General features: G+C 36.4%; 16 protein-coding genes. 2 read left to right on the forward strand and 14 right to left on the reverse strand.

The genetic code is table 11. The annotated features are described in order from the left end of the window. Window positions 1-24: 24 nt before the first annotated feature. The 6 genes from KBJ98_RS02650 to uvrC form a co-directional block, all read right to left on the reverse strand. The gene (locus tag KBJ98_RS02650; protein WP_210788131.1) at window positions 25-960 is read right to left on the reverse strand and encodes a tryptophan 2,3-dioxygenase family protein; all 936 of its coding nucleotides are present in this window, start codon (window positions 958-960) and stop codon (window positions 25-27) included. Then, window positions 960-1730 (reverse strand): DUF3108 domain-containing protein, encoded by a 771-nt coding sequence (locus KBJ98_RS02655; RefSeq protein ID WP_210788132.1) that lies wholly within the window; start codon window positions 1728-1730, stop codon window positions 960-962. The genes KBJ98_RS02650 and KBJ98_RS02655 overlap by 1 nt, the downstream gene beginning before the upstream one ends. A gap of 287 nt (window positions 1731-2017) precedes the next feature. Beyond that, a complete protein-coding gene (hppD, locus tag KBJ98_RS02660) occupies window positions 2018-3178 on the reverse strand; it encodes a 4-hydroxyphenylpyruvate dioxygenase (RefSeq protein WP_210788213.1) in 1161 nt (386 codons plus the stop codon). A gap of 193 nt (window positions 3179-3371) precedes the next feature. Next, on the reverse strand, window positions 3372-4529 hold the full coding sequence (locus tag KBJ98_RS02665) for a homogentisate 1,2-dioxygenase (RefSeq protein WP_210788133.1): 1158 nt from the start codon (window positions 4527-4529) through the stop codon (window positions 3372-3374). 183 nt (window positions 4530-4712) lie between these two features. Next, on the reverse strand, window positions 4713-7067 hold the full coding sequence (locus KBJ98_RS02670) for a patatin-like phospholipase family protein (protein ID WP_210788134.1): 2355 nt from the start codon (window positions 7065-7067) through the stop codon (window positions 4713-4715). A 7-nt stretch (window positions 7068-7074) separates the two neighbouring features. Further along, window positions 7075-8871: an excinuclease ABC subunit UvrC gene (gene uvrC, locus KBJ98_RS02675; RefSeq protein WP_210788135.1), complete on the reverse strand. Its 1797-nt coding sequence runs from the start codon at window positions 8869-8871 to the stop codon at window positions 7075-7077. A gap of 136 nt (window positions 8872-9007) precedes the next feature. On the opposite strand from uvrC, the gene KBJ98_RS02680 reads away from it, so the two are divergent. Continuing rightward, window positions 9008-9985 (forward strand): succinylglutamate desuccinylase/aspartoacylase family protein, encoded by a 978-nt coding sequence (locus tag KBJ98_RS02680; protein ID WP_210788136.1) that lies wholly within the window; start codon window positions 9008-9010, stop codon window positions 9983-9985. A gap of 9 nt (window positions 9986-9994) precedes the next feature. Next, complete coding sequence (locus KBJ98_RS02685; RefSeq protein WP_210788137.1) at window positions 9995-10558, forward strand: 5-formyltetrahydrofolate cyclo-ligase; 564 nt, start codon at window positions 9995-9997, stop codon at window positions 10556-10558. A gap of 139 nt (window positions 10559-10697) precedes the next feature. Here KBJ98_RS02685 and KBJ98_RS02690 read toward each other — a convergent pair whose 3' ends face one another. From KBJ98_RS02690 to gdhA, 8 genes are all read right to left on the reverse strand, one after another. Then, complete coding sequence (locus KBJ98_RS02690; RefSeq protein WP_210788138.1) at window positions 10698-11294, reverse strand: lipoprotein signal peptidase; 597 nt, start codon at window positions 11292-11294, stop codon at window positions 10698-10700. A 116-nt stretch (window positions 11295-11410) separates the two neighbouring features. Further along, window positions 11411-11791, reverse strand: a complete 381-nt coding sequence (locus KBJ98_RS02695; protein WP_166132771.1) for a TraR/DksA family transcriptional regulator — start codon at window positions 11789-11791, stop codon at window positions 11411-11413. A gap of 9 nt (window positions 11792-11800) precedes the next feature. Continuing rightward, a complete protein-coding gene (ileS, locus tag KBJ98_RS02700; protein ID WP_210788139.1) occupies window positions 11801-15220 on the reverse strand; it encodes an isoleucine--tRNA ligase in 3420 nt (1139 codons plus the stop codon). Window positions 15221-15481: 261 nt separating this feature from the next. After that, window positions 15482-16000 carry a hypothetical protein gene (locus tag KBJ98_RS02705; RefSeq protein WP_210788140.1) on the reverse strand — a complete coding sequence of 173 codons (519 nt, stop codon included), beginning with the start codon at window positions 15998-16000 and terminating at the stop codon, window positions 15482-15484. 168 nt (window positions 16001-16168) lie between these two features. After that, window positions 16169-17617, reverse strand: coding sequence for a DUF4041 domain-containing protein (locus KBJ98_RS02710; RefSeq protein WP_210788141.1), 1449 nt, complete (start codon window positions 17615-17617; stop codon window positions 16169-16171). A 307-nt stretch (window positions 17618-17924) separates the two neighbouring features. After that, complete coding sequence (recO, locus tag KBJ98_RS02715) at window positions 17925-18650, reverse strand: DNA repair protein RecO (RefSeq protein WP_210788142.1); 726 nt, start codon at window positions 18648-18650, stop codon at window positions 17925-17927. A gap of 106 nt (window positions 18651-18756) precedes the next feature. Beyond that, a complete protein-coding gene (gene porZ, locus KBJ98_RS02720; protein ID WP_210788143.1) occupies window positions 18757-21045 on the reverse strand; it encodes a type IX secretion system anionic LPS delivery protein PorZ in 2289 nt (762 codons plus the stop codon). A gap of 119 nt (window positions 21046-21164) precedes the next feature. Further along, window positions 21165-22508: an NADP-specific glutamate dehydrogenase gene (gdhA, locus tag KBJ98_RS02725; RefSeq protein WP_210788144.1), complete on the reverse strand. Its 1344-nt coding sequence runs from the start codon at window positions 22506-22508 to the stop codon at window positions 21165-21167. Window positions 22509-22540 lie beyond the last annotated feature (32 nt).

Genomic DNA, 22540 nt, shown 5'->3' on the forward strand with positions numbered 1-22540 from the left:
TCAAACCTTCTTTTTTAATTCAACCTAAGCTTCCACTCCCCAATTGGCTAACTCAACATCAGTCCACAACTCTGGGAAAAAAATTCTCCTTTGGTATTTAGGATGCATATATTTTTTCCAATCACTACCACCTGTTGCTTCACCGTCTCCTTGCCCACTTTGGTCAATATATTTCTTTGCAGTATTTAGGTGCTGCATTACCCATGTGATGTTTACCGTATGATCATAATGACGCATGGCTTGCACTAATTTGTCATTCTTTTGATCTTCAATAGGCAACTGTTTGAATTTTTGCCAAATGTTAATCGTATTGTATTCTTCCATGTGAGCTAAAAAGTCTTTTTTGTACTTACGCTCAAATTCTTCTAATAAATAGGATTTTTTACCGGTATGATAATCTTTTCCAGCTGCTTGCCAATACAAATGTTCTAACGCAAATTCATAGGATGTATTACGATCAATTGATTCACGATAACGGGCATCAATCAAATTTATCAAATCAGTAGATGCAAATTCAATCAAGCGGTATTGCGCACTTTGAAAACCACTGGCCGGTGTAAGTGTGTTTCTGAACTTCATGTATTGATCTACCTCCATTCCGTTACCCATAATATCAAATGAAGTGGTAAGCATGTCAAAATAACGACTCACCCTACTTAATCTTTCGGTAAAAAAAGCAGTTGAAATATTGTCTTGATACGCTATTTGTTTGATTTCCCAAAGAATCATTTTAAACAAAAGTTCGTTGACCTGATGGTACATGATAAATACCATTTCATCTGGCAAAACAGTACGTTGCACTTGTAAATTCAGTAAGGCATCGGTTTGAATGTAATCCCAATACGTTATGGGTTTAGACCACAACAAACCTTCGAGATGCGTTTCTGTTTTTTGATTTATAGCCTCGTATTTACGGTCAATTGCTGCTAAAATTGATTCTGATTGATCGGTATTGTTCATTATTTTTTAGTTTTGAAAGCTCCTTTCAAGCCTTTATATGCATCTAAATCTGCTTTGATGGAACCTACCGCAAGACTAGCTTTTACCCTAAGTGGTAATTTATTATCATCGTCTGAAATCCAAACGGTAACACTTTCTTGCTCTTTAAAAACACGGCCAGATTGCACAAGCGGTCTAAAAATCATGGCAGGCACGACGCCAAATTTAGTATTTATATTTTCTCGACCAATGAACTTTAGCCTGAATTTAGTAGTTTCGTCATCAAAAAACATATCGATTGCGATAGACTCGCCTACATTTAACTTATCAATATTAGGATGATTCCTTAAATAATAAAAGGTAGATAAAATGTCCTGTGTGTTTTTGGGAATGCTAAAGGTTTTTTCAGTCTTATTTTTATAGTCTTTAACCGTAACCTTGTTAGCGGTTTGATTGATAAAACCCTCTTGGTTTTTAGTGTAACCACCCTCGTTTATTTTTCGAACAAATTGGTACGGATTGCGAGTTTCTTTGTCAATATAGGTTTCATATAAGTCATCGACTTTAAAGAAAAAGCGAGACATTCCTACCGTATACCCTTTACCTATAATATGATGTGTTTTTTTGGAGTTGAGCGTAGCATCTTTTACTTCGAGTGTAGCATATCCGGCATTTACAAATCCGTAATGGATTCTTAATTTAAACCATTCACCAGTGGTGTAGGCATCTTCTTGAGGCGTATCAAAACTTAAAGACAGTAGCAGTACAAAGATTAGTATTAGTTTTTTCATTACTTGATGTATCGTTTAGAACTGCTTGTGCAAATTTTATTCCAAATATATCAAAACAAAAAAACTCAGCCAATAAAGACTGAGTTTTTATGCTATTAACTAACCAAAAAACTATAAACTATGAAATTTATATCAACTCGGAAGGAAACCACCCCTTCCGTTTTGCGAGTGCAAAGGTAGCTAACAAATCCAGTTATATTGGCTAAAAATAAAGTTTAACACATCATCAATAAAGAATAGTGTTTAAAGTTGCTTATTTTTTTGTATAATGTAAAAAAAAGTAACTTTTATAGCGTTCCTCGCAATTGCTGTTCGCGTTCAATTGACTCAAAAAGGGCTTTAAAATTACCTGCACCGAAGCCTTTTGCTCCCATTCGCTGAATTATTTCAAAAAATAAGGTTGGTCTGTCCTGAACTGGTTTGGTGAAAATTTGCAACAAATACCCATCTTCATCGGCATCAACCATGATGGCTAATTTTTCGATTTCATTGATGTCTTCTTTCATCATTCCCATGTGAGCACCCAAACGCTCTGGAATTGCTTCATAATAGGTATGAGGCGGCGCTGATAAAAACTCAACACCTCTTGCTTTTAATTGGCTTACGGTTTTAATGATATCATCTGTAGCAATAGCGATGTGCTGAATTCCTGGCCCTCCGTAAAAATCTAAGTATTCTTCAATTTGAGATTTCTTTTTACCTTCGGCTGGTTCGTTGATTGGGAATTTAATACGTCCGTTTCCGTTAGACATTACTTTACTCATCAAGGCTGAATATTCGGTATTGATTTGCTTGTCATCAAAAGAAAGGAAGTTCACAAATCCCATTACTTCTTCGTAGAATTTTACCCAAGTATTCATTTCGTTCCAACCTACATTTCCTACCATGTGATCAATGTATTTTAAACCAGTTGGCTCTGGGTTATAATCCGATTTCCACTCTTTGTAACCTGGTAAAAATACACCGTTGTAGTTTTTACGCTCTACAAAAATATGCACGGTTTCGCCGTAAGTGTAAATACCAGAACGTACTACTTGACCAAACTCATCTTCTTCTACAGTTGGTTCCATAAAAGAGCGTGCACCACGTTTCATTGTTTCTTGGTAAGCACTTGTTGCATCTTCAACCCAAAGCGCTGCTACTTTTACACCATCGCCATGTTTTTTTAAATGATCATGCAAAGGTGAATCCTGCGTTAATGGCGTAGTTAACACAATACGGATTTTATCTTGTTTTAAAACGTAAGATGTTCTGTCTTTTACTCCTGTTTCAAGACCGGCGTAAGCCAATGATTGGTAGCCAAATGCTGTTTTGTAATAATGTGCCGATTGCTTCGCGTTACCTACATAAAACTCTACATAATCGGTTCCTAAAAGTGGCAAGAAATCTTGCGCTCCTTCGAATATTTTTTCTAGTCCGTACTCTACTGATTTTACTTCTTTTGACATGGTATATTTGTTATTAAATTCTTTTTTAGACGGGAATCTCATAAAAGAATTGATTTGTGATTTTATTAAAATGGTTTTGAATGCTGTATTCCTAGCCCTGATGGGAGCGGCATCCTTTTTCTGGCTTCTTTAGCCAGGAAAAGATATAGCGTACAGCAGGAAATAGCTCCTGAAATCCAAGGTAAAAACTTATTTATTCAACCCAAGATTTGTAGTATTGACCATCGTCAAGACCCATGGCCTCCTCTGTAACCATCAGCGGTCGGAAAGTATCAACCATTACGGCTAATTCTTCGGTTCCAGTGTGACCAATACTGCGCTCCATTGCTCCTGGTGCAGGACCATGCGGAATACCTTTTGGGTGCAACGTGATATGACCTTGCTCGATGTTGTTGCGCGACATAAAATCGCCATCAACGTAGTACAAAACCTCATCGCTATCAATATTACTGTGATTGTATGGTGCTGGAATTGATTTTGGGTGGTAATCGTACAAACGCGGTACAAATGAGCACACTACAAAAGTACTGGTCTCGAAGGTTTGGTGCACTGGTGGCGGTTGGTGCACGCGGCCTGTAATAGGCTCAAAATTATGAATACTGAAACCGTATGGAAAATTGTAACCATCCCAACCAACTACATCAAAAGGATGTGTAGCATAAACAACTTCATGCAGCATGCCCTCTTTTTTGATTTTGATTAAGAAATCGCCTTTTTCATCATGCGTTTCTAATTCGTTTGGCAAAATAAAATCACGCTCACAAAATGGTGAGTGCTCTAGGTGTTGACCCGATTCGTTTTTATAGCGCTTTGGGGTATAAAACGGAGCAAATGATTCTACGTAAAACAAGCGATTATCCTCTGTATCAAATTCGATTTGATAGATGATTCCACGCGGGATAATCAAATAATCACCATACTCAAAAGGAATATTGCCTAGCATGGTACGCAATTTTCCTTTTCCTTTATGGATGAAAATCAGTTCATCAGCATCGGCATTTTTATAAAAATACTGTGTGAGTGATTTGCGCGGAGCTGCTAGGCCGATGGTACAATCCTTATTGACCAATAAGGCTTTGCGACTATCCAAAAAATCGTCTTCTGGTTTTAGTTCAAAACCTTTTAAAAGTAATGATTTAATGTTTTTACCGATGGCAATTTTTGGCTCTACTGAATACGAATTTAAAATTTCTTTTACCTGTGTAGGCCTGTGAACGTGGTAAGATAAGGACGAGTGTCCATGAAAACCCTCTGTTCCAAATAGCTGTTCGTAATAAAAACCACCGTTTGGTTTTTCGAACTGTGTGTGTCTTTTTTGAGGGAAAGTCCCTAATTTATGGTATAAAGGCATAATTTTTTGTTTTAAAAGTGCAACTAGATCAAGCTGAGAGGCTTTTCATTTTGTTATTCTAAATCAAAAAACAGTGCGCTACTCAGGATTTCTCTTGATTAAGAATTGTAGATACTCTAATAAACCTGTCCAATTTGTTTTCATTATCACAAATATCGTAATTATTTTGAAACTAAATTAAATTTAAAACAAAAAGCCTATACTGAACCAAGTAAATCCTTTGGGCAATTCAGGAGACCAAGTGTATTTCACTTCTATTGGCCCGATAATGGTTTCTAGTCCATAACCAACTGCGTATCCTGAATATTTAGGAAGAGATACCCAGTTAGTCGATTCAAAAATTCGGTCTCCAATATTAGCAAAATTAGCTGAGAAATTGACATGGTTCTTTTTCAAGAATTCATAGTCAAAAGTTCCCGTAGATTTAATGTAGCTATTACCCACCACACTCAAATAATCATAGCCGTATAAAAATTTAAAATTGTTGACGGTGCTAAAGCCGTAGCCACCCAAAATAAAATTAAAAAATGAAATGCTTTGTTTACCAAACGAAAAACCAGCATCTGTCTCGAACTTAAAAGTGGTTTTATTGAAAACCGGTGTCACAATGGAAAAATCACCCTTGGCAATGGAGAATGGTTGAAAATTCCCAGTGTAGTTGGAAGACGCGAAATACGTTTGTACATCACCCGAAAAAAACCAGCCTTTTTTAGGGAAATACTTATTATCGTATGAGTCGTATTTTAAGTAACCAAACAAACTGGTGTAAGTGCTGTTATCAACTATTGGATCAACATTCGCTAAAGTTTCGGATTTGATTTTTAGGTATTGCAATTCAAGACCGCCACCAATCAAGAACTTTTGAACAAATAACGACTGAAAATACAGTTGATTAATCAAATCAGAGTAATTAACATTTACCGTATTTATATTAGGATTAGAGCTAGCAATAGGACTAATTGCAGCGGCTACATTGCGACTGAATTGTGTAAAAGTAGACTTAAAACCCAAACTTAAATTGAAGCCATTTTCGATGTAATAATCGAAGTTATACCTGATGTTGTCTCCTAAAATCACATCAAGCGAGGCTACATCATTTTTTAAAAGCGCTTTTTTACGAGTTAAGTTGACCAAAACACCACTCTTAAATAAATTATCATAGTGCAGTCCAAATTTCAAATAGGTCTTGGTTGGATTTTCTTTGAGACTTAAGTTTAAGTTTACTTTATCGCCAACATTGTCTAACGAATACGAGATACCGCTAAAATTTTGTGTCGCATTGATGTTGTTAATACCGCGAAGCAAACCGTCATAGCTAATTTTTGAATTGGGTTTAAAACGAAGTTTACTGCTTACATACTCTTTGGTATAATTTGTCAATTTGCCGTAATTGATTGACCCAATTTGCAGACTATCCGTAAGCACGTTCAACTTGGGTTTGTGATACACTTGACTTGAAGCTACTAATTTTTTTATTTGCTCATAGACCCCAAAAGCAGCTTCTTCGCCTTTACGAATAATTTCTTTTCCTTTATCAAATGATACTACGCCGTATTGCGAAATATCGGGTTTGATGTAGACATCTGTATTGGCGATGTTTTTTTTCATGCGATCAATAGATTGCAAACTTGTAATTTGCACTAAGATTTTCGTGGCATCTTTGAGCTGAGTTCGATCGAGTAAACCGTCTTGCACATCAACACCAATGATAATGTCGGCGCCCATTTTTCGAACTTCTTCAATTGGATAATTATTGACAACTCCACCATCAATTAAAATTTTTCCACCAATTTCAACAGGAGAAAACAACGAAGGAAAAGCTGAACTCGCAATCATGGCTTGCGCCAAATTGCCTTTGTTTAGTAATACCTCGTCACCGGTTTCAATATTGGTTGCAATACATATAAATGGTGTAGGTAATTGATTAAAATCGCGAATGTGTCTAACATTACGCGTAATGCGACTTAGTAAATTGTAATTGTACATTCCCTTTGACAAAGCCTCAGGAATTCCGATTTTGAGTTTATTAAAAGGCAAAATAAGCGGATACAACTCGTCATTCCTGCGTTCGTAAAAGTTTTTTGAAGAACGAGGAATAAAATCATTAATCAACTCATTAAAATTAGTGGTTTGGAAAATCGAATCGATTTGTGCCGCGTTATAACCCGAAGCATACAAACCTCCGATAACAGCGCCCATACTAGTTCCGCCAATGTAATCGACTTTTACGCCTGCTTCTTCTAACACTTTTAAAACTCCGATGTGCGCAAAACCTTTGGCGCCGCCGCCACTCAATACCAAGCCAATTTTAGGTTTTTTATTTTGTGCAAACGTGTTTGTGTTCCCGATAAAAAATGAGAACAATAGCAGCAGTAAAGTACTAGACCACGCAAAGCCCCAGATAGCAGTGTAAAGCCGCGACGACAAAAAAGCTATTTTTTCTTGCAGAGCAAGAGCGACGGTAGAAGCTCCTTGGTTTGCAGTAGAAAAAAAGCTTTTTTGCGGAGCGCTTGAAACGAATAGCTGGAATAGGCTCATAAGGAAACTACTTTGTGTTGTTGTAAAAGTCGGTAATTTTTTTGGCTTTTGATACTCCTACAACCTCAGAAATTTCTTTTTCGGTAGCCAATTTTAATCTTTTTACACTTTTAAAATGTTGTATCAGTGTGAGCATGGTTTTTTCGCCAATGCCGGGAATACTTTCTATGGACGAATTTAGAGCGGCTTTGCTTCGCTTATCGCGATGGTGCGTGATTCCAAAACGGTGCGCCTCGTTGCGAAGTTGTTGAATAACTTTGAGCGTTTCAGACTTTTTATCAAGGTATAAAGGCACTGAATCGCCAGGATAAAACAATTCTTCGAGTCTTTTTGCAATGCCGATGATGGCGATTTTGCCACGTAAACCAAGATCATCAATACTTTTTAGTGCTGATGACAACTGCCCTTTTCCACCATCAATAATAATTAGGTTGGGCAAAGGTTGGTTTTCATCCAAAAGGCGTTTATAGCGTCGGTACACCACTTCTTCCATAGAGGCAAAGTCGTTGGGACCTTCGACGGTTTTGATATTAAAATGGCGGTAATCCTTTTTGCTGGGTTTTCCGTCTTTAAACACCACGCAAGCAGATACCGGATTGGTTCCTTGAATGTTGGAGTTATCAAAACACTCAATATGTCTAGGCTCTACCGGCAGGCGTAAATCTTTTTGCATTTGCGCCATGATGCGATTGGTATGCCTGTCTGGATCTACAATTTGCAGTTGTTTTAGTTGCTCTATGCGGTAAAATTTAGCGTTTCTAATTGACAAATCCAGAATTTGCTTTTTATCGCCCAATTGTGGCACTGTGATTTTTATATTTTCACCAAGATCTACGGGGAACGGCACAATTATTTCGCGAGACAACAACTGGAAACGCTCTCTTAATTCGATGATAGCCAATTCGAGTAATTCTTCGTCGGTTTCGTCTAATTTCTTTTTAATCTCCATTGTGTGGGAGCGAATGATGGAACCATGCGAAATTTGTAAAAAATTGACAAAAGCCGCCGCCTCATCAGATACGATAGAAAAAACATCAATGTTGGTAATTTTGGGGTTTACCACGGTAGAGCGCGATTGGTAGTTCTCAAGAATTTCAATTTTTTCTTTGATTTTTTGAGCCTCTTCAAAGTGCATTTCGGCGGCGAGATTGGTCATGACGCGTTTAAAATCTTTCATGCTTTCTTTGAAATTTCCTTTTAAAATTTCGCGAATTGCATCTACTTGTTTTTGGTAATTCTCTATGGTTTCATACCCTTCACATGGCCCCATGCAATTGCCAATATGATACTCTAAACACACTTTAAATTTGCCGCTGTCGATGTTGCTTTTGTTCAAATCGTAATTGCAGGTACGCAATGGATAAAGTTCTTTTATCAATTCTAAAATGGTCGAAACTGTTTTGAAACTGGTGTAAGGACCAAAATATTCCGAGCCATCTTTCACCATTCTTCTAGTGGCAAATATGCGTGAAAAAGGTTCTTTTTTGATGCACAACCAAGGATAACTTTTATCATCGCGCAGCAATACGTTATAGCGCGGTTGCAAGGTTTTGATCAGATTATTTTCTAACAACAAAGCATCAGTCTCAGTAGGAACCACAATGTGTTTGATGGTTACAATTTTCTTAACCAGCACATTTGTTTTGGCCGCATCGTGTACTTTATTAAAATACGATGAAACACGTTTTTTAAGATTCTTAGCTTTACCAACGTATAAAATTTTACCTTCCTTGTCGTAATATTGGTATACACCAGGATTGTCGGGCAAGGTTTGTATTTGAAGGGCTAAAGCAGGTGGAGTCATGTAACAAATTTATTCTTCAAAATTACGAAATAGAAATCATTGTAGTTTATTTACATGCCTCAAAATAATTCAAATAAAATGCGAGCTTAACTTATTATTATCCTTATTTTTATCTTTTCAAGAATTTGTATAAACAATGAATACACGCTCTATTACCCTTTTTGGCGAAAGTATTGCTCCCGGAGAAAACAAAACGATCAACGTTGAGATTGCGCGCCTACATACCACGACCAAACTCAATATACCTATTATTGTTCGCCGCTCTAAAATACCAGGTCCCGTAGTACTATTTTCAGCAGGAATTCATGGGGACGAAATTAACGGGGTTGAAATTGTGCGTCAACTGATTCACAAAAAAATAAACAAACCCAAGATAGGAACCATTATTTGTATTCCCGTAATCAATGTTTATGGTTTTGTGAATAAATCTCGTGAATTTCCGGATGGGCGCGACCTGAATCGGGTTTTTCCTGGAAGCAAATCAGGATCACTGGCCAGTCGTTTTGCATATCATATTCTAAAGGAGATTTTACCTATTGTTGAGTATGCCGTAGATTTTCATGCCGGTGGTGCTAGTAGGTTTAACGCTCCGCAAATTCGTATTGCACCCAACAATCCAGAGCTAAAAGTTCTTGCCGATGTTTTTGACGCACCCTTTACTTTATATTCCCGAAATATAACCGGATCGTTTAGAAGTTCGAGTGATAAAATGAATGTAAAAATGTTGCTTTTTGAAGGCGGAAAATCTCTAGACATTAACAAAAGCATAGCCACAGAAGGCGTGAATGGTGCTATTCGCCTTTTGCATTATTTGAATATGTTAAATCCAAAACACCGCGTGACCCCACAAAAATCGCCTAGCATTTACATTGACAAATCAGGATGGATTAGAGCTAAATGTTCTGGTCTATTACAAGATTTTGATACCGTGGGTACTTTTGTAAAAAAAGGAACTGTTTTAGCAACCATCACTGACCCTTATGGAAAATTTGAACGCGAAGTAAAAGCACCTAACGACGGCTACATCATCAATGCCAACCACGCACCCATTGTGTACGAAGGTGATGCTATTTACCACTTATCCAATGTGGTTGCTGGTGAAGAAGACGAATAAAACACAACAATGAACAAAACTACCTTACGAAAAAAATATAAAGAACTCAGAAAACAACTTTCAGAGGAACAACTGGAAGAAATGAGTCTTGGTATTGCCAACAAAGTATTGCAATTACCCATTTGGGAATGCACTTACTTTCATGTTTTTTTGCCTATTGTAGAGCAAAACGAAGTGAATACCGAATTTATTTTACACGCATTAGCGGGCAAAGACAAGGAAATCATTATTTCTAAAGCTGATTTTGAAACGCGCACGATGACGCATTTTCTGCTGACTGACAATACCAAAATTAAGAAAAACGAATACAATATTCCGGAACCTGTTGACGGAATTGAAGTTCCTTCCCATAAAATTGATATAGTTTTTGTTCCCCTTTTAGCTTACGACAAAAAAGGAAATCGTGTGGGATACGGAAAAGGCTTTTACGATAAATTCCTAGCGGAATGTAAACCCGATGTAATCAAAATCGGATTGTCGTTTTTTGAACCGGAGGAAATTATTGCAGATGTTTTTGAAGCCGACGTACAACTCAACTATTGTGTGACTCCGAATAGTATTCACTCATTTTAATTTTCAATCATTACTCTAGCAAAAGGTAAGATTCAAGATTTGTCGAAAGTGTTATGCTCTTGGACAAAATATAAACTAATAAAAAAGACCTGTTCAAATTATGAACAGGTCTTTTTTTATGGTTTGAACAGCTTTAGTTCTAGCTGTTTTGAAATGCTTTTTTATTGAAGAAAATCAAGATTCCCACTCCTGTTGAAATGGCCATGTCAGCTACGTTAAAAATAGCATTGAAAAAAGTAAATTCTTTACCTCCCCAAATTGGCAACCAACTAGGTAAATTACCATGCCAAATCGGAAAATAAAACATATCAACTACTTTACCGTGAAACCAAGTTCCGTAAGGTTGATCAGAAAATGCCGTAGCCAATTGTTGATGACTGTCGTTGAAGACCACGCCGTAAAACACAGAATCTAAAATATTTCCAAATGCTCCTACCAAAATTAAAGCAATAGCAACAACTAAATAGTTAGAACTTTTTTTCTTAATCGAATCCCACAACCAATATCCAATTCCAACAACAGCTCCAATTCTAAAAAGAGTCAAAAATAATTTTCCGTACGCACCTGGAATTCGAACACCCCACGCCATACCTTCATTTTCGATGAAAAGTATTTTAAACCATGAAAACACTTCTACTTCTTGACCTAATAGAAAATTGGTTTTGATATAAATTTTTGAAGCTTGATCAACTAGCAACAAGATAAAAATAAGTAAATAGGCTCTTTGTAATGACATTTTAAAAGTTTTATGCTGCCAAAAATAGGCAAAATCTAAAAATTAAATTCCAAATTCCAATAATTGATACAATTAGTGTTGGAATTTGGAATTAATAGTTTGTATTTCGTTTCGAACTAGCGCTGTAAATTTTTTGCTTCGATACTCATTGTAGCATGAGGAACAATCATCAATCGTTCTTTGCTGATCAATTTTCCAGTTACTTTACATACACCGTATGTTTTGTTCTCAACACGGAAAAGTGCATTTTTAAGGTCACGAATAAATTTCTCTTGGCGAATAGCCAATTGAGAATTGGCTTCTTTTGACATGGTTTCACTGCCTTCTTCAAAAGCTTTGAATGTAGGTGAAGTATCATCAGTACCGTTATTCAAATCGTTCATATAAGCACTTTTAATCAAATCCAAATCGTATTGCGCTTTCTCAATTTTTTTTAGAATCAAATCTTTGAACTCTGCTAAATCAGCGTCAGAGTATCGTGTTGCTTCATCTACCATGGTTTTTTTTTATTTAGTAATTACTATTTTGGTTGTTATTTCGTCAAATTCAATAGCAGTTCCATTTTCCAAATTATCTTCAAAAAGAAGCACTTCAGTCAATGTCTCTGATTTTATGTATGCTTCATTATTTTGTACCGCTTCTTGCAAAGTTGTTTCTGTTTGCAAATAGACTTTAATTTTATCTGTAACTTCAAATCCAGAATCTTTACGAATGTTTTGAATTCTGTTTACCAACTCTCTCGCAATTCCTTCTTGCTTCAATTCTGGCGATATCGTGATGTCAAGCGCCACCGTAATTCCGTTCGCATTTGCAACCAACCAGCCTTCGATATCTTGCGAAGTAATCTCCACATCTTCTAAGGTTAAAGTTACGGTATTTCCTGCAATTACAATATCTAGACTTCCTTCTCTATCCAATTGTGCAATTTGCTCTTTCGAAAACCCTTGTATCTCTTTGGAAATCAATCCCATATCTTTTCCAAAACGCGGTCCGAGCGCCTTGAAATTTGGTTTAATTTGCTTTACCAAAACTCCAGAAGCATCATCCAAAAGCACAATTTCTTTTACGTTTACCTCTGCTTTTATCAGGTCAGAAACCGCTTCGATTTCGGCTCTTTGTGCCTCGTCAAGTACCGGAATCATTACCTTTTGCAATGGTTGGCGCACTTTAATCATTTCCTTTTTACGGAGTGATAATACCAATGATGAAATGGTTTGTGCTTTCTCCATTTTGCTCTCCAACGATTTATTAACATAGTTGTCAACCGCTACCGGGAACTCCGCCAAATGTACACTGTCAAACTTTTCTGTCTGTGTTGCTTGTGTTAAATCTCTGTAAAGTTTGTCCATAAAGAACGGTGCAATTGGTGCACTTAACTTACTTACGGCCAACAAACAGCTGTATAATGTTTGGTACGCAGCAATTTTATCTTGCGCATACTCGCCTTTCCAAAAACGTCTTCTGCACAAACGAACGTACCAGTTACTCAGGTTTTCTTGAACAAATTCAGATATGGCTCGCGCTGCTTTTGTAGGCTCATAATCGGCATAAAAACCATCTACTTCTTTTATCAAAGTATTCAGTTCAGAAATGATCCATTGGTCAATTTCTGGTCTTTCTTGTACTGGAATCTCCGCTTCTTCAAAAGTAAATCCATCGATATTAGCATACAAACTAAAGAAAGAATACGTATTGTATAAAGTCCCGAAGAATTTTCTACGCACCTCAGCAATTCCTTCAAGGTCAAATTTCAAGTTATCCCAAGGGTTAGCATTTGAAATCATGTACCAACGTGTAGCATCAGGTCCGTACTCTTTTAAAGTATCAAAAGGATCTGCAGCATTGCCCAAACGTTTGGACATTTTTTGTCCGTTTTTGTCTAAAACCAGTCCGTTTGAAACGACATTTTTATAGGCCACTTTATCAAAAACCAAAGTCCCAATAGCGTGTAAGGTATAAAACCATCCGCGGGTTTGATCGACACCTTCAGCAATAAAATCAGCAGGGAAATCTTGGTTTTGATCTATTTTTTCTTTGTTTTCAAAAGGATAATGCCATTGTGCATACGGCATAGAACCTGAATCGAACCAAACATCAATTAAGTCGGTTTCGCGTGTCATTGGTTTACCCGATGCCGAAACCAAAGTGATTTCATCGACTACATTTTTATGCAAATCAATTAAATCGTAATTTTCTTCGCTCATGTTTCCGATTTCAAAACCTTTAAAAGGATTTTCTTTTTGGAAACCAGCTGCGATTGATTTTTCTATTTCGTTATACAGTTCTTCAACCGAACCAATTAAAATTTCCTCTTGCTTATCATCAGTTCTCCAAATTGGCAATGGAATTCCCCAATATCTAGAACGTGATAAATTCCAGTCGTTAGCGTTTTTCAACCAGTTTCCAAAACGACCTTCACCAGTTGCTTTCGGCTTCCAGTTAATGGTTTCGTTCAGGTCAAACATTCTGTCTTTAACCTCTGATATTTTGATGAACCAAGAATCTAAAGGATAGTACAAAATAGGTTTGTCAGTTCTCCAACAATGTGGGTAACTGTGGACGTATTTCTCTACTTTAAACGCTTTGTTTTCTTCCTTTAATTGAATTGCAATTTCAACATCAACCGAACGCTCCGGAGCTTCGCCTTCGTTGTAGTATTCGTTTTTCACATATTTGCCAGAAAGTGCGCCAAGACCTTGTACAAAACGTCCTTGCAAATCTACCAATGGAACCGGAATTCCGTTTTCGTCTAGAACCAACATTGGCGGAATTTCAGGTGAAGCCTCTTTGGCTACCTTAGCATCATCTGCACCAAAAGTTGGAGAGGTATGTACAATTCCTGTACCATCTTCGGTAGTAACAAAATCACCTGTAATTACTCTAAAAGCATTTTCAGGGTTTTGGTACGGCAATACCAATTCCATTAATTGTTCGTATTCAATGTTAACTAAATCGGCACCTTTACAAGCTGCGGTAACAAAAAATGGTATTTTTTTATCTTCTTCTTTGTAATTCAATAATTCGCTTACTTCAGTTACCTCAGTAAATTTTCCAGCAAATTGTTTTGCCACCAATGCCTTTGCTAAAATTACATTGACAGGTTTAAATGTATATTGATTGTAGGTACTCACTAAAACATAGTCAATTTTTGGCCCTACGGTAAGTGCAGTGTTACTTGGCAAAGTCCAAGGTGTGGTGGTCCAAGCCAAAAAGAAAGTATCCTCGAAAATATGACCTATCTCAAAAATACGTTGCAATTGAGGCAAGTTGTCCTCTTTTACTTTGAATTGTGCTACCACAGTAGTATCCGTCACATCACGGTAACTTCCAGGTTGGTTTACCTCATGCGATGACAATCCTGTTCCCGCTTTTGGCGAATACGGCTGAATAGTGTAGCCTTTGTACATCAAATCCTTGTTGTAGATTTGTTTTAAAATCCACCAAACGGTTTCCATGTACTTGGATTTGTAGGTTACATATGGATCTTCCATATCAACCCAGTAACCCATTTTTTCGGTCAAATCGTTCCACACATCCGTGTAGCGCATAACTGTTTTTTTACACGCTTCGTTGTATTCTTCGATCGAAATGGTTTTCCCGATATCTTCTTTGGTAATTCCGAGTTCTTTTTCGGTTCCAAGTTCAACAGGTAAACCGTGCGTATCCCAGCCGGCTTTACGCTTTACTTGGAACCCTTTTTGAGTTTTATAACGGCAAAAAATATCTTTAATGGCGCGTGCCATTACGTGATGAATTCCTGGTAATCCGTTTGCTGATGGCGGTCCTTCAAAAAACACGAATGGTTGATTGCCTTCGCGCGTAGAAACGCTCTTTTCAAATATATTTTCTTTTTTCCAAAAATCAAGTACTTCTGATGCTACTGTTGGTAAGTCAAGTCCTTTGTATTCAGTAAATTTTGTGCTCATTTTATCCTTTTCTTTAATCGAAATGCGAAAGTAGTAAATTAAAGTTGAAAGTTGAAAGGCGTAGGTCGAAAGTTACACGCTGGGACAAAACTGAATCTCAACTGCACTCGATTTGACAAACTAGAATACAAGTTTAAGTTGGTTCATTGTCAGTTCGAGCGCAGTCGAGAACAAAAGCGCAATCTCGACTGCGCTCGATTGGACAAAGTAGCTAATACTTATAGGTACGGATTGCAAATCATCTCTATCGGATTTGATAATTTATCTTGACATCCCCGATTTTTTTTCATTTAACAATGCTTTGGAGAGGTTTAATAATCTTTGTTCATTTAGTAAATTTCTCTTTTCTAATTCATTTACTTTTTTCTCAATTTCTTTAGTGTTTTTATCACTTGAATAAACTGTAAACATAGTAATTGAACCTAAAATAATGGTAAAAATAATTGAAGTAAGGTTACTGTACAGAGTAGTATTTAAAATTTTACCATCATTTATTAAAGAAAATGAAGTGTATAACTCAATTCCGTCATCTGAAACCCAGCATTTCGGATTTTCAACATCTTCACCGTTTTTAGTAAAGTATACTAATTTTTTGTAGAATAAATAATCAGATACGGTATACACATCACTAAATCTTTCGCCTATTCTTGTAGAAATTTCTTTTAATGGAAATGTAAAATCTTTAGTTTGGTTTAAACCTCCATTTTTCATTCTTTCTTTTGATAGAAATTCTAAAATTTTATGTTTGATTCTATGCGACTTTGGAATTAAAAATTTCATAATTATAGGTTCTTTTCGGTTCTTTAAACTTAGCTATCACATCTAGGAACAATAAAAATTTATTATTGAAAATGCGTAAACTTTCGGATTTTCGCTATTACCTCAAACATAAAAAGCTAACTAACCGATTATTAATTATTTTAGTTTATTATCTATCCAAGGTACCACCTAATTTAAAGTAGTTGGATATTCATCAGCTATTAAGTCTTCAATTGTTTTAATCCCTTCAGTAGAATTCATTTTTTCTAATAAAGCTAATGTTTCCCTATATTGCATTGCTTCAGGTAGAATTGTAAATTCGGCTTCAAATCCTAATTCGTCTATTTTTAGCTCAATTTCTTCTAAACTAACATTGAAAAATTCTTTTCTGTAGTTCAACATATTTACTTTTTTATTTGAAAATGCTTTATGAAGTTCATTTTCTAAAGTTCTCGCTTCGTCTGAATAAATCATAGCATGAACATCAAATTGAAATGGAACTGAAGCGTCTCCGAGTTCTTTGACCCTGTCTAGAGGTTCCAGTCTTCTTGTCATACCTATTTTGTAAACGTTTTCACCAAACGAACCAATATTTGAGATTATATAGACGTGTCCACGTTTTGTTTGTTGAGCCATTGACATTGCGCGTTCTTTCTTTTCTTGTGCCAATAATAATTCTTGTTCAAGAATTAAAATTTTGTTGTTAAGTTCTTCTTGTAATACGCCTGTCGCTTTTTCTACTTCTTTTCTTGCTTTGAGTAAGGCTTTTTGATAAGTTTCCTCCTCTTTTTCCGCTTGTTTTTGAGCTTGTTCAAATTCACGTCTTGCTTTTTCTTCCTCTCGCAATTCTTCTTGAATAGCTCGCATTTCTTCTTTCTCTTTCTGACGTTTTACTTGGAACTCGTATTCAAGAGTGATTTCTTTTAATTTTAGTTCAAGAAATTCATAAGAAATACTAACAGAATAACCATCAGCAAGTTTATTCAAAGTTTCATATGATTTACGAATGCGTTCTTTCATCTGATTTACGTTATTCCATTTAACTTTAGCAAGTTGAGAATTACATTCACCATTGAAAGCACGAAGCACTAACTTTATATATTTTTTAGTAGTTGCTCTACCTTTTGCAACACTTCCATCTATTGTCCATTCTGTTCTACAAGTTGCAGCCGTTTCTGATTGAATCATCAATTTTTGTTGTTCAATAATCCTATTTTGCTCATTTCTATAATCTTCTGACTTGTCAAAATCGTAAATAGGTTCATATATACCAAATTCAATTAAATCTAATTTTGATTCGTATAAACTTACATCTTTTCGAAGTCGAGTATAAGTTTCAAGAGAATTTTGATATTTCTGATTTAATTCGTCAAAATCTTTTTGCAAATAATTTATCGATTGTTTTTTGTTATCAATAGTTGAATTTAATTCAATTTCTTTGTGTGAAATAACTTTATTAAGCTCTTTTTCTTTGTCCGAAATTTCAATTATTTTGTTCTGGATTAGTAATTCTAATTCTTTCTTTTTATTATCAACTTCATTTTGAATATCAGTAATAGATTTATACTTTTCAAGTCTTTCTTGAAGAGTTCTTATTTCTTCAAATTCTTTCTTTTTTAGAAAATCGAATAATCCCATAATTAAAAGTTTACGATAAGGTTTTTATTTCACTTCATTTTTTGCACAATTTTGGTCGCAATATCTCCTGCAAATAAACACAACCCAATTTTAAATATATACCCAAAACAAGTTGCCCAATCTTCCAAACAGCAGCATTAATTTCAGCTAATATATAAATAAATCTTACAAAAATTGCACTTACGTGTCAATTATCGTGAGGTTTCGCGTGAAGGATGGAAGCGGCATCCTTTTATGGAGTTTACGGAATAAAAGATACAGCGGACAGCCTGACCCGGAGTTTTCACGCAGGGGCACGCCCAATATTTTAGGAGAAAACCTCTATTAAAACATCGAGTGATTTGGGTTTTCTGAATCCGTGGAGGTGGATGCTGTAATAATCAATCAAGATGCGGAGTAATATTTGGCGCTCGATGACATGAAAGACTTTTTCCCCGACGTTTCGGGAGTTATCGAATTTTAAATCAAGTAGTTTTTTGAACAAATTGGTTTCGTGCTCCGTGAGTGAACTCATGGCGTGAAAGGGTGTGAAGATGCCTTCGTTCATTTCGAAAAAAGCCATATCAACATCTGAAGTATCTGGGTAAAAACCCAGGTATTTAGTGGTTTCTAGTAATAAAATTAAATGGAAATTAGCTATTTCATCGTGGTTGTCTAGCCAGTGCAAGGCTGTTTCTAAAAATGTAAAAAGGGCTTCGTTTTCTTCCTCTTCATGAATGGAATGGTGCAGCATCTCGGAAATAAACATGGCCATCGTGCTCTTGTAAATATCGGAATGTATGGAGTGAAATGCCGTGCCGATTTTTATCTCTTTGAAATTTTCTAAAGTGCCTTTGTTTTTATGAACAGCCTCTATTTCGAGTATCGTCAAGGGTTGAAAATAAGCGATTTTTTGATTGGCTTTTCGACTCGAAAAAGCATCACGCACAAAGTAGGATTTGAGTCCATGCGAAAGTGTAAAACATTTTACGATCAAGCTTTTTTCTTGAAATTTTAAAGAGGAAAGCACGATAGCTCTGGTTTTGACTTGCACGGTTTTAGATTAAAGATTTAAAAATTGAAAAATTTAAAGATTTAAAGATTGAAGGATTTGAAGATTGAAAGATTAAAAGATTGCAGGATTTAATTTTAGCGTCGAATTATCTAATGATCATTACTTTTTTCACTTTGGTTTCGGCTCCGTCTGGTGCTGCAATAAAGATTAAATATACACCTGAGGCTACTTTGTATTTCCCAAACGCAGTGGTATCCCACTCAATAGTACCGCCTTGTGCGATGGTTTCGTGTACCAAATTACCAGCCACATCAGTGATTTTTACCGAAGCGCGATCAATCAGTCCAGCTACTTTTACAGTACCGGTAAACTCAGGTCGCACTGGATTTGGGTACACGTAAGCATTACTCAAATCATCAGCCGCACCGGTAGCAGTGCCTTTGAACGAAATCATTCCTTTGCTTGTGGCTATAAATACTTCGCCCGTGGTAGCGTTGATACCAACATCGTTGATGGTATTGCTTGGTAGCGGCGAATTGTTAATAGTAAAATGGTACTTGGTTTCTTGACCATTGGGAGATACTAAAAACAAACCCGAATCGGCAGTGCCAATCCATTTATTATTGGCGCCATCAACGGCTATGGCTGTGATGAATTGCTCAAACAATAACTCTTGGGCCAAATTATCTTCTTCAATAATAATCGGATTGGCTTTGATTTGTTCCTCATCCTGAAAGGCAGCAAGGTTTGAAACAACTCGCAAACCCTTGGCAGTACCAATCCACAATTGATTGCGATTGTCAATAACTGCCGTTCGAACATTAGCAACCGGTAAATTGCCTGTATCTGCTCCGCTAGTAATTTTTTTAAATTTTAAAGGATTTTCGCTAAAGCCAATCACACCATCACCACTGGTAGGCAACCATTTTACACCGTTGCGATCAATAGCAATGTTTGCAAAATTATTTTCTTGCGGAGCTGACAAAATACTTCTCATATCAAAGCTTTGCCATTGTCCGTTGGGACGTAGTACTTTGATTCCGTTATTGATTCGGCTATTGGTTACCCATAAATTTCCGGTTTTATCAAATGCGGTTCCGTTGATTCGGATATCAATATAATTGGGTCCGCCAAAAGTAAGCGACTCCAAGCCGCTATTGGTTTGATTGAACAAAACGGTAGGGACTTCTTTTACTATTTTTAATAATCCCGAGAAAAACGAACTAGCATAAACCTCATCTTCATTGGCTGGATTTACGATAATTTTTGTCATGGATTGCGCTCCTAAAACTCGGTCGTAAGGAATGTTGTTCCATCCCTCTGAATTGTATTTACTTATTCCAAAACTATCTAATGGATAAGGATTATAATCAGCGGCATAATCGCCATAAACAGTCCACACCGAAGATGGTGTAACCTGCATTGAGAAAATATTATTTCGAGACGGACCAATAGGAGTTGTGTTTTCAAAATTTCCACCTGCCGTTATCAAAGTACGGTACAAACCATTTGCTGTGGTCCCGATATAAACTTGATTATTCAGCACCGTTGCACATGTAAAAGAACTCTGAATATCTGGAATTTGATTGCTATTAATTTGACGAATCATCACCATTTGACTGTTGTAAACACTTACTGAATTAGCAGTTGTAAACACTAAATACTCCGAAAGTGCACGCATATTGACAGCCGCAGCAGGAAGCTGTGCAAAAGATGTAAATGAAGTTGTTGCTGGATTGTATCTCTGAATATTTCCGGAAGACGAAACGGCATACAAATCAGCAGCAAACGCGGCAATTCCTAACCACGAACCTGAAGCTCTCGTTTGCCATTGTTGAAAGTCGTTTAAATTTGGATTGTTAATGGCAGCGCTGCGTATGCCTGCAGCGGTGGCTGCATAAATAAATCCGTTATGAACAGTGGTTTGATAAATTGCAATCTCGGCACCATTATCACCAATAAAATAAGTATCGCCAAACTGAAGCGTTGTTAAATTGAATTGAACAATCCCAAAATTACAGGCAACATAAACAATTCCTAGGTGTTCAAAAAAGTGATTTATTTTTTTGAGATTAGGAGCCAGTTGTTTGTTAATGATGTCTACTAGATTCAACTTGCTTCCATCGACTTCGTTCACTACAATTAATAAACCGTTTTCATAGCCAATTAAGGTTTTGTTCGCTGTTTTACTATAAAACAAAGCCGAAATCGTTTGACCCGAAAGACCGTCAATTGTGGTGGTCGTTTTTATTTCGTTACTAACTGCGTTTCTAGCAAATAAAGCATTCTCTGAAGCCGCAATTACTGCAGAATTCGTTTCGGTGATAGCATTGATTTGCGAGTACGAAAAATATCCCTGCCACGACAAGTTATTTTGAGCAAAAATAGCCCAGCTTATAAGGACGAAAAGAATGGTAAAAAATTGTTTTTTCATAAGTAACGCGCCTAAGGCTTACAAATATAAAACAAACGAAACTCTTATAATTTTGTTGCCAAAAAAAAATGCCTTTTATCGCAATGATAAAAGGCATTTTCGTACTAGGTTGTAACAATTTATACTACCCCTTGAGCAAGCATAGCATCGGCTACTTTTACAAATCCTGCAATGTTAGCCCCTTTTACGTAGTTCACATAACCGTCTGCGTCAGTCCCGTATTGTTTACATTGATTGTGAATACCAACCATGATTTCTTTTAATCTACTGTCAACTTCTTCACTTGTCCAGTTCAAACGAATAGAGTTTTGAGTCATCTCTAAACCAGATGCTGCTACACCACCAGCATTAGCTGCTTTTCCTGGAGCAAAAAGTACTTTTGCGTTCAAGAATTCTTTGATAGCCTCTAAAGTACATGGCATGTTTGCTGCTTCGGTAACGCAAATTACACCATTAGCAATCAATTTTTTAGCATCTTCTTCGTTCAATTCGTTTTGAGTAGCACAAGGAATAGCCACATCAACTTTTACTTCCCAAACACTTTTTCCTTTGTGGAATTCTGCATTTGGATATTTTTCAAGGTAAGCTTCGGCTCTGTTATCGCCTCTTGCTCTCATTTCAAGCATGAAGTCAATTTTATCTCCAGAAATTCCTTCTGCATCATAAATATATCCATCAGGACCAGAAATAGTAACTACTTTCCCTCCTAGATCATTTACTTTTAATGCTACACCCCAAGCTACGTTTCCGAAACCTGAAATAGAAACCGTTTTACCTGCGATATTTTGCCCAATAGTGTTCAACATTTGCTCTGCAAAATACACCACACCGTATCCTGTTGCTTCTGGTCTGATCAAAGATCCTCCGTAAGCCAATCCTTTACCAGTTAACACACCTGTAAACTCGTTGCGGATTCTTTTGTATTGACCAAATAAATAACCAATTTCTCTAGCCCCAACACCAATATCACCAGCTGGAACGTCTAATTGTGGTCCAATGTGTCTGCACAATTCTGTCATAAACGATTGGCAAAAACGCATTACTTCAGCATCTGATTTACCTTGTGGGTCAAAATCAGAACCTCCTTTACCACCACCCATTGGTAATGTTGTTAAACTATTTTTGAAAACTTGTTCGAAAGCCAAGAACTTTAAAACTGACAAGTTTACTGAATGATGAAAACGGATTCCTCCTTTATATGGTCCAATTGCAGAGTTCATTTGAATTCTGAAACCTCTGTTAACTTGAATTTCTCCTGAATCGTCAACCCATGGAACGCGAAAAATAATAGAACGTTCTGGTTCAGCAATTCTTAAAAGTAGGTTCTTACCATCGTATTTTTTTTGCTCTGCAATAAATGGAATTACAGTCTCTGCAAACTCCCTAACAGCTTGAATAAATTCAGGTTCATTTGGATTTTTGGCCTCTACTTGAGCCATAAAATCATTTATTTTTAGTAACATAGATTTAATGTGATTAATTAAGAAAACGATTT

This window comes from Flavobacterium erciyesense (assembly GCF_018069925.1).
GTDB classification, from domain to species: Bacteria; Bacteroidota; Bacteroidia; order Flavobacteriales; family Flavobacteriaceae; genus Flavobacterium; species Flavobacterium erciyesense.

Bases quoted from the DNA above. Each gene is read 5' to 3' on its own strand.
- KBJ98_RS02680 (WP_210788136.1), top strand. From the start codon at position 9,008: ATGAATACACGCTCTATTACCCTTTTTGGCGAAAGTATTGCTCCCGGA.
- KBJ98_RS02705 (WP_210788140.1), bottom strand. From the start codon at position 16,000: ATGAAATTTTTAATTCCAAAGTCGCATAGAATCAAACATAAAATTTTA.
- KBJ98_RS02655 (WP_210788132.1), bottom strand. From the start codon at position 1,730: ATGAAAAAACTAATACTAATCTTTGTACTGCTACTGTCTTTAAGTTTT.
- porZ (WP_210788143.1), bottom strand. From the start codon at position 21,045: ATGAAAAAACAATTTTTTACCATTCTTTTCGTCCTTATAAGCTGGGCT.
- KBJ98_RS02690 (WP_210788138.1), bottom strand. From the start codon at position 11,294: ATGTCATTACAAAGAGCCTATTTACTTATTTTTATCTTGTTGCTAGTT.
- hppD (WP_210788213.1), bottom strand. From the start codon at position 3,178: ATGTCAAAAGAAGTAAAATCAGTAGAGTACGGACTAGAAAAAATATTC.
- KBJ98_RS02670 (WP_210788134.1), bottom strand. From the start codon at position 7,067: ATGAGCCTATTCCAGCTATTCGTTTCAAGCGCTCCGCAAAAAAGCTTT.
- ileS (WP_210788139.1), bottom strand. From the start codon at position 15,220: ATGAGCACAAAATTTACTGAATACAAAGGACTTGACTTACCAACAGTA.
- KBJ98_RS02695 (WP_166132771.1), bottom strand. From the start codon at position 11,791: ATGGTAGATGAAGCAACACGATACTCTGACGCTGATTTAGCAGAGTTC.
- KBJ98_RS02665 (WP_210788133.1), bottom strand. From the start codon at position 4,529: ATGCCTTTATACCATAAATTAGGGACTTTCCCTCAAAAAAGACACACA.
- KBJ98_RS02650 (WP_210788131.1), bottom strand. From the start codon at position 960: ATGAACAATACCGATCAATCAGAATCAATTTTAGCAGCAATTGACCGT.
- KBJ98_RS02710 (WP_210788141.1), bottom strand. From the start codon at position 17,617: ATGGGATTATTCGATTTTCTAAAAAAGAAAGAATTTGAAGAAATAAGA.
- KBJ98_RS02685 (WP_210788137.1), top strand. From the start codon at position 9,995: ATGAACAAAACTACCTTACGAAAAAAATATAAAGAACTCAGAAAACAA.
- gdhA (WP_210788144.1), bottom strand. From the start codon at position 22,508: ATGTTACTAAAAATAAATGATTTTATGGCTCAAGTAGAGGCCAAAAAT.
- uvrC (WP_210788135.1), bottom strand. From the start codon at position 8,871: ATGACTCCACCTGCTTTAGCCCTTCAAATACAAACCTTGCCCGACAAT.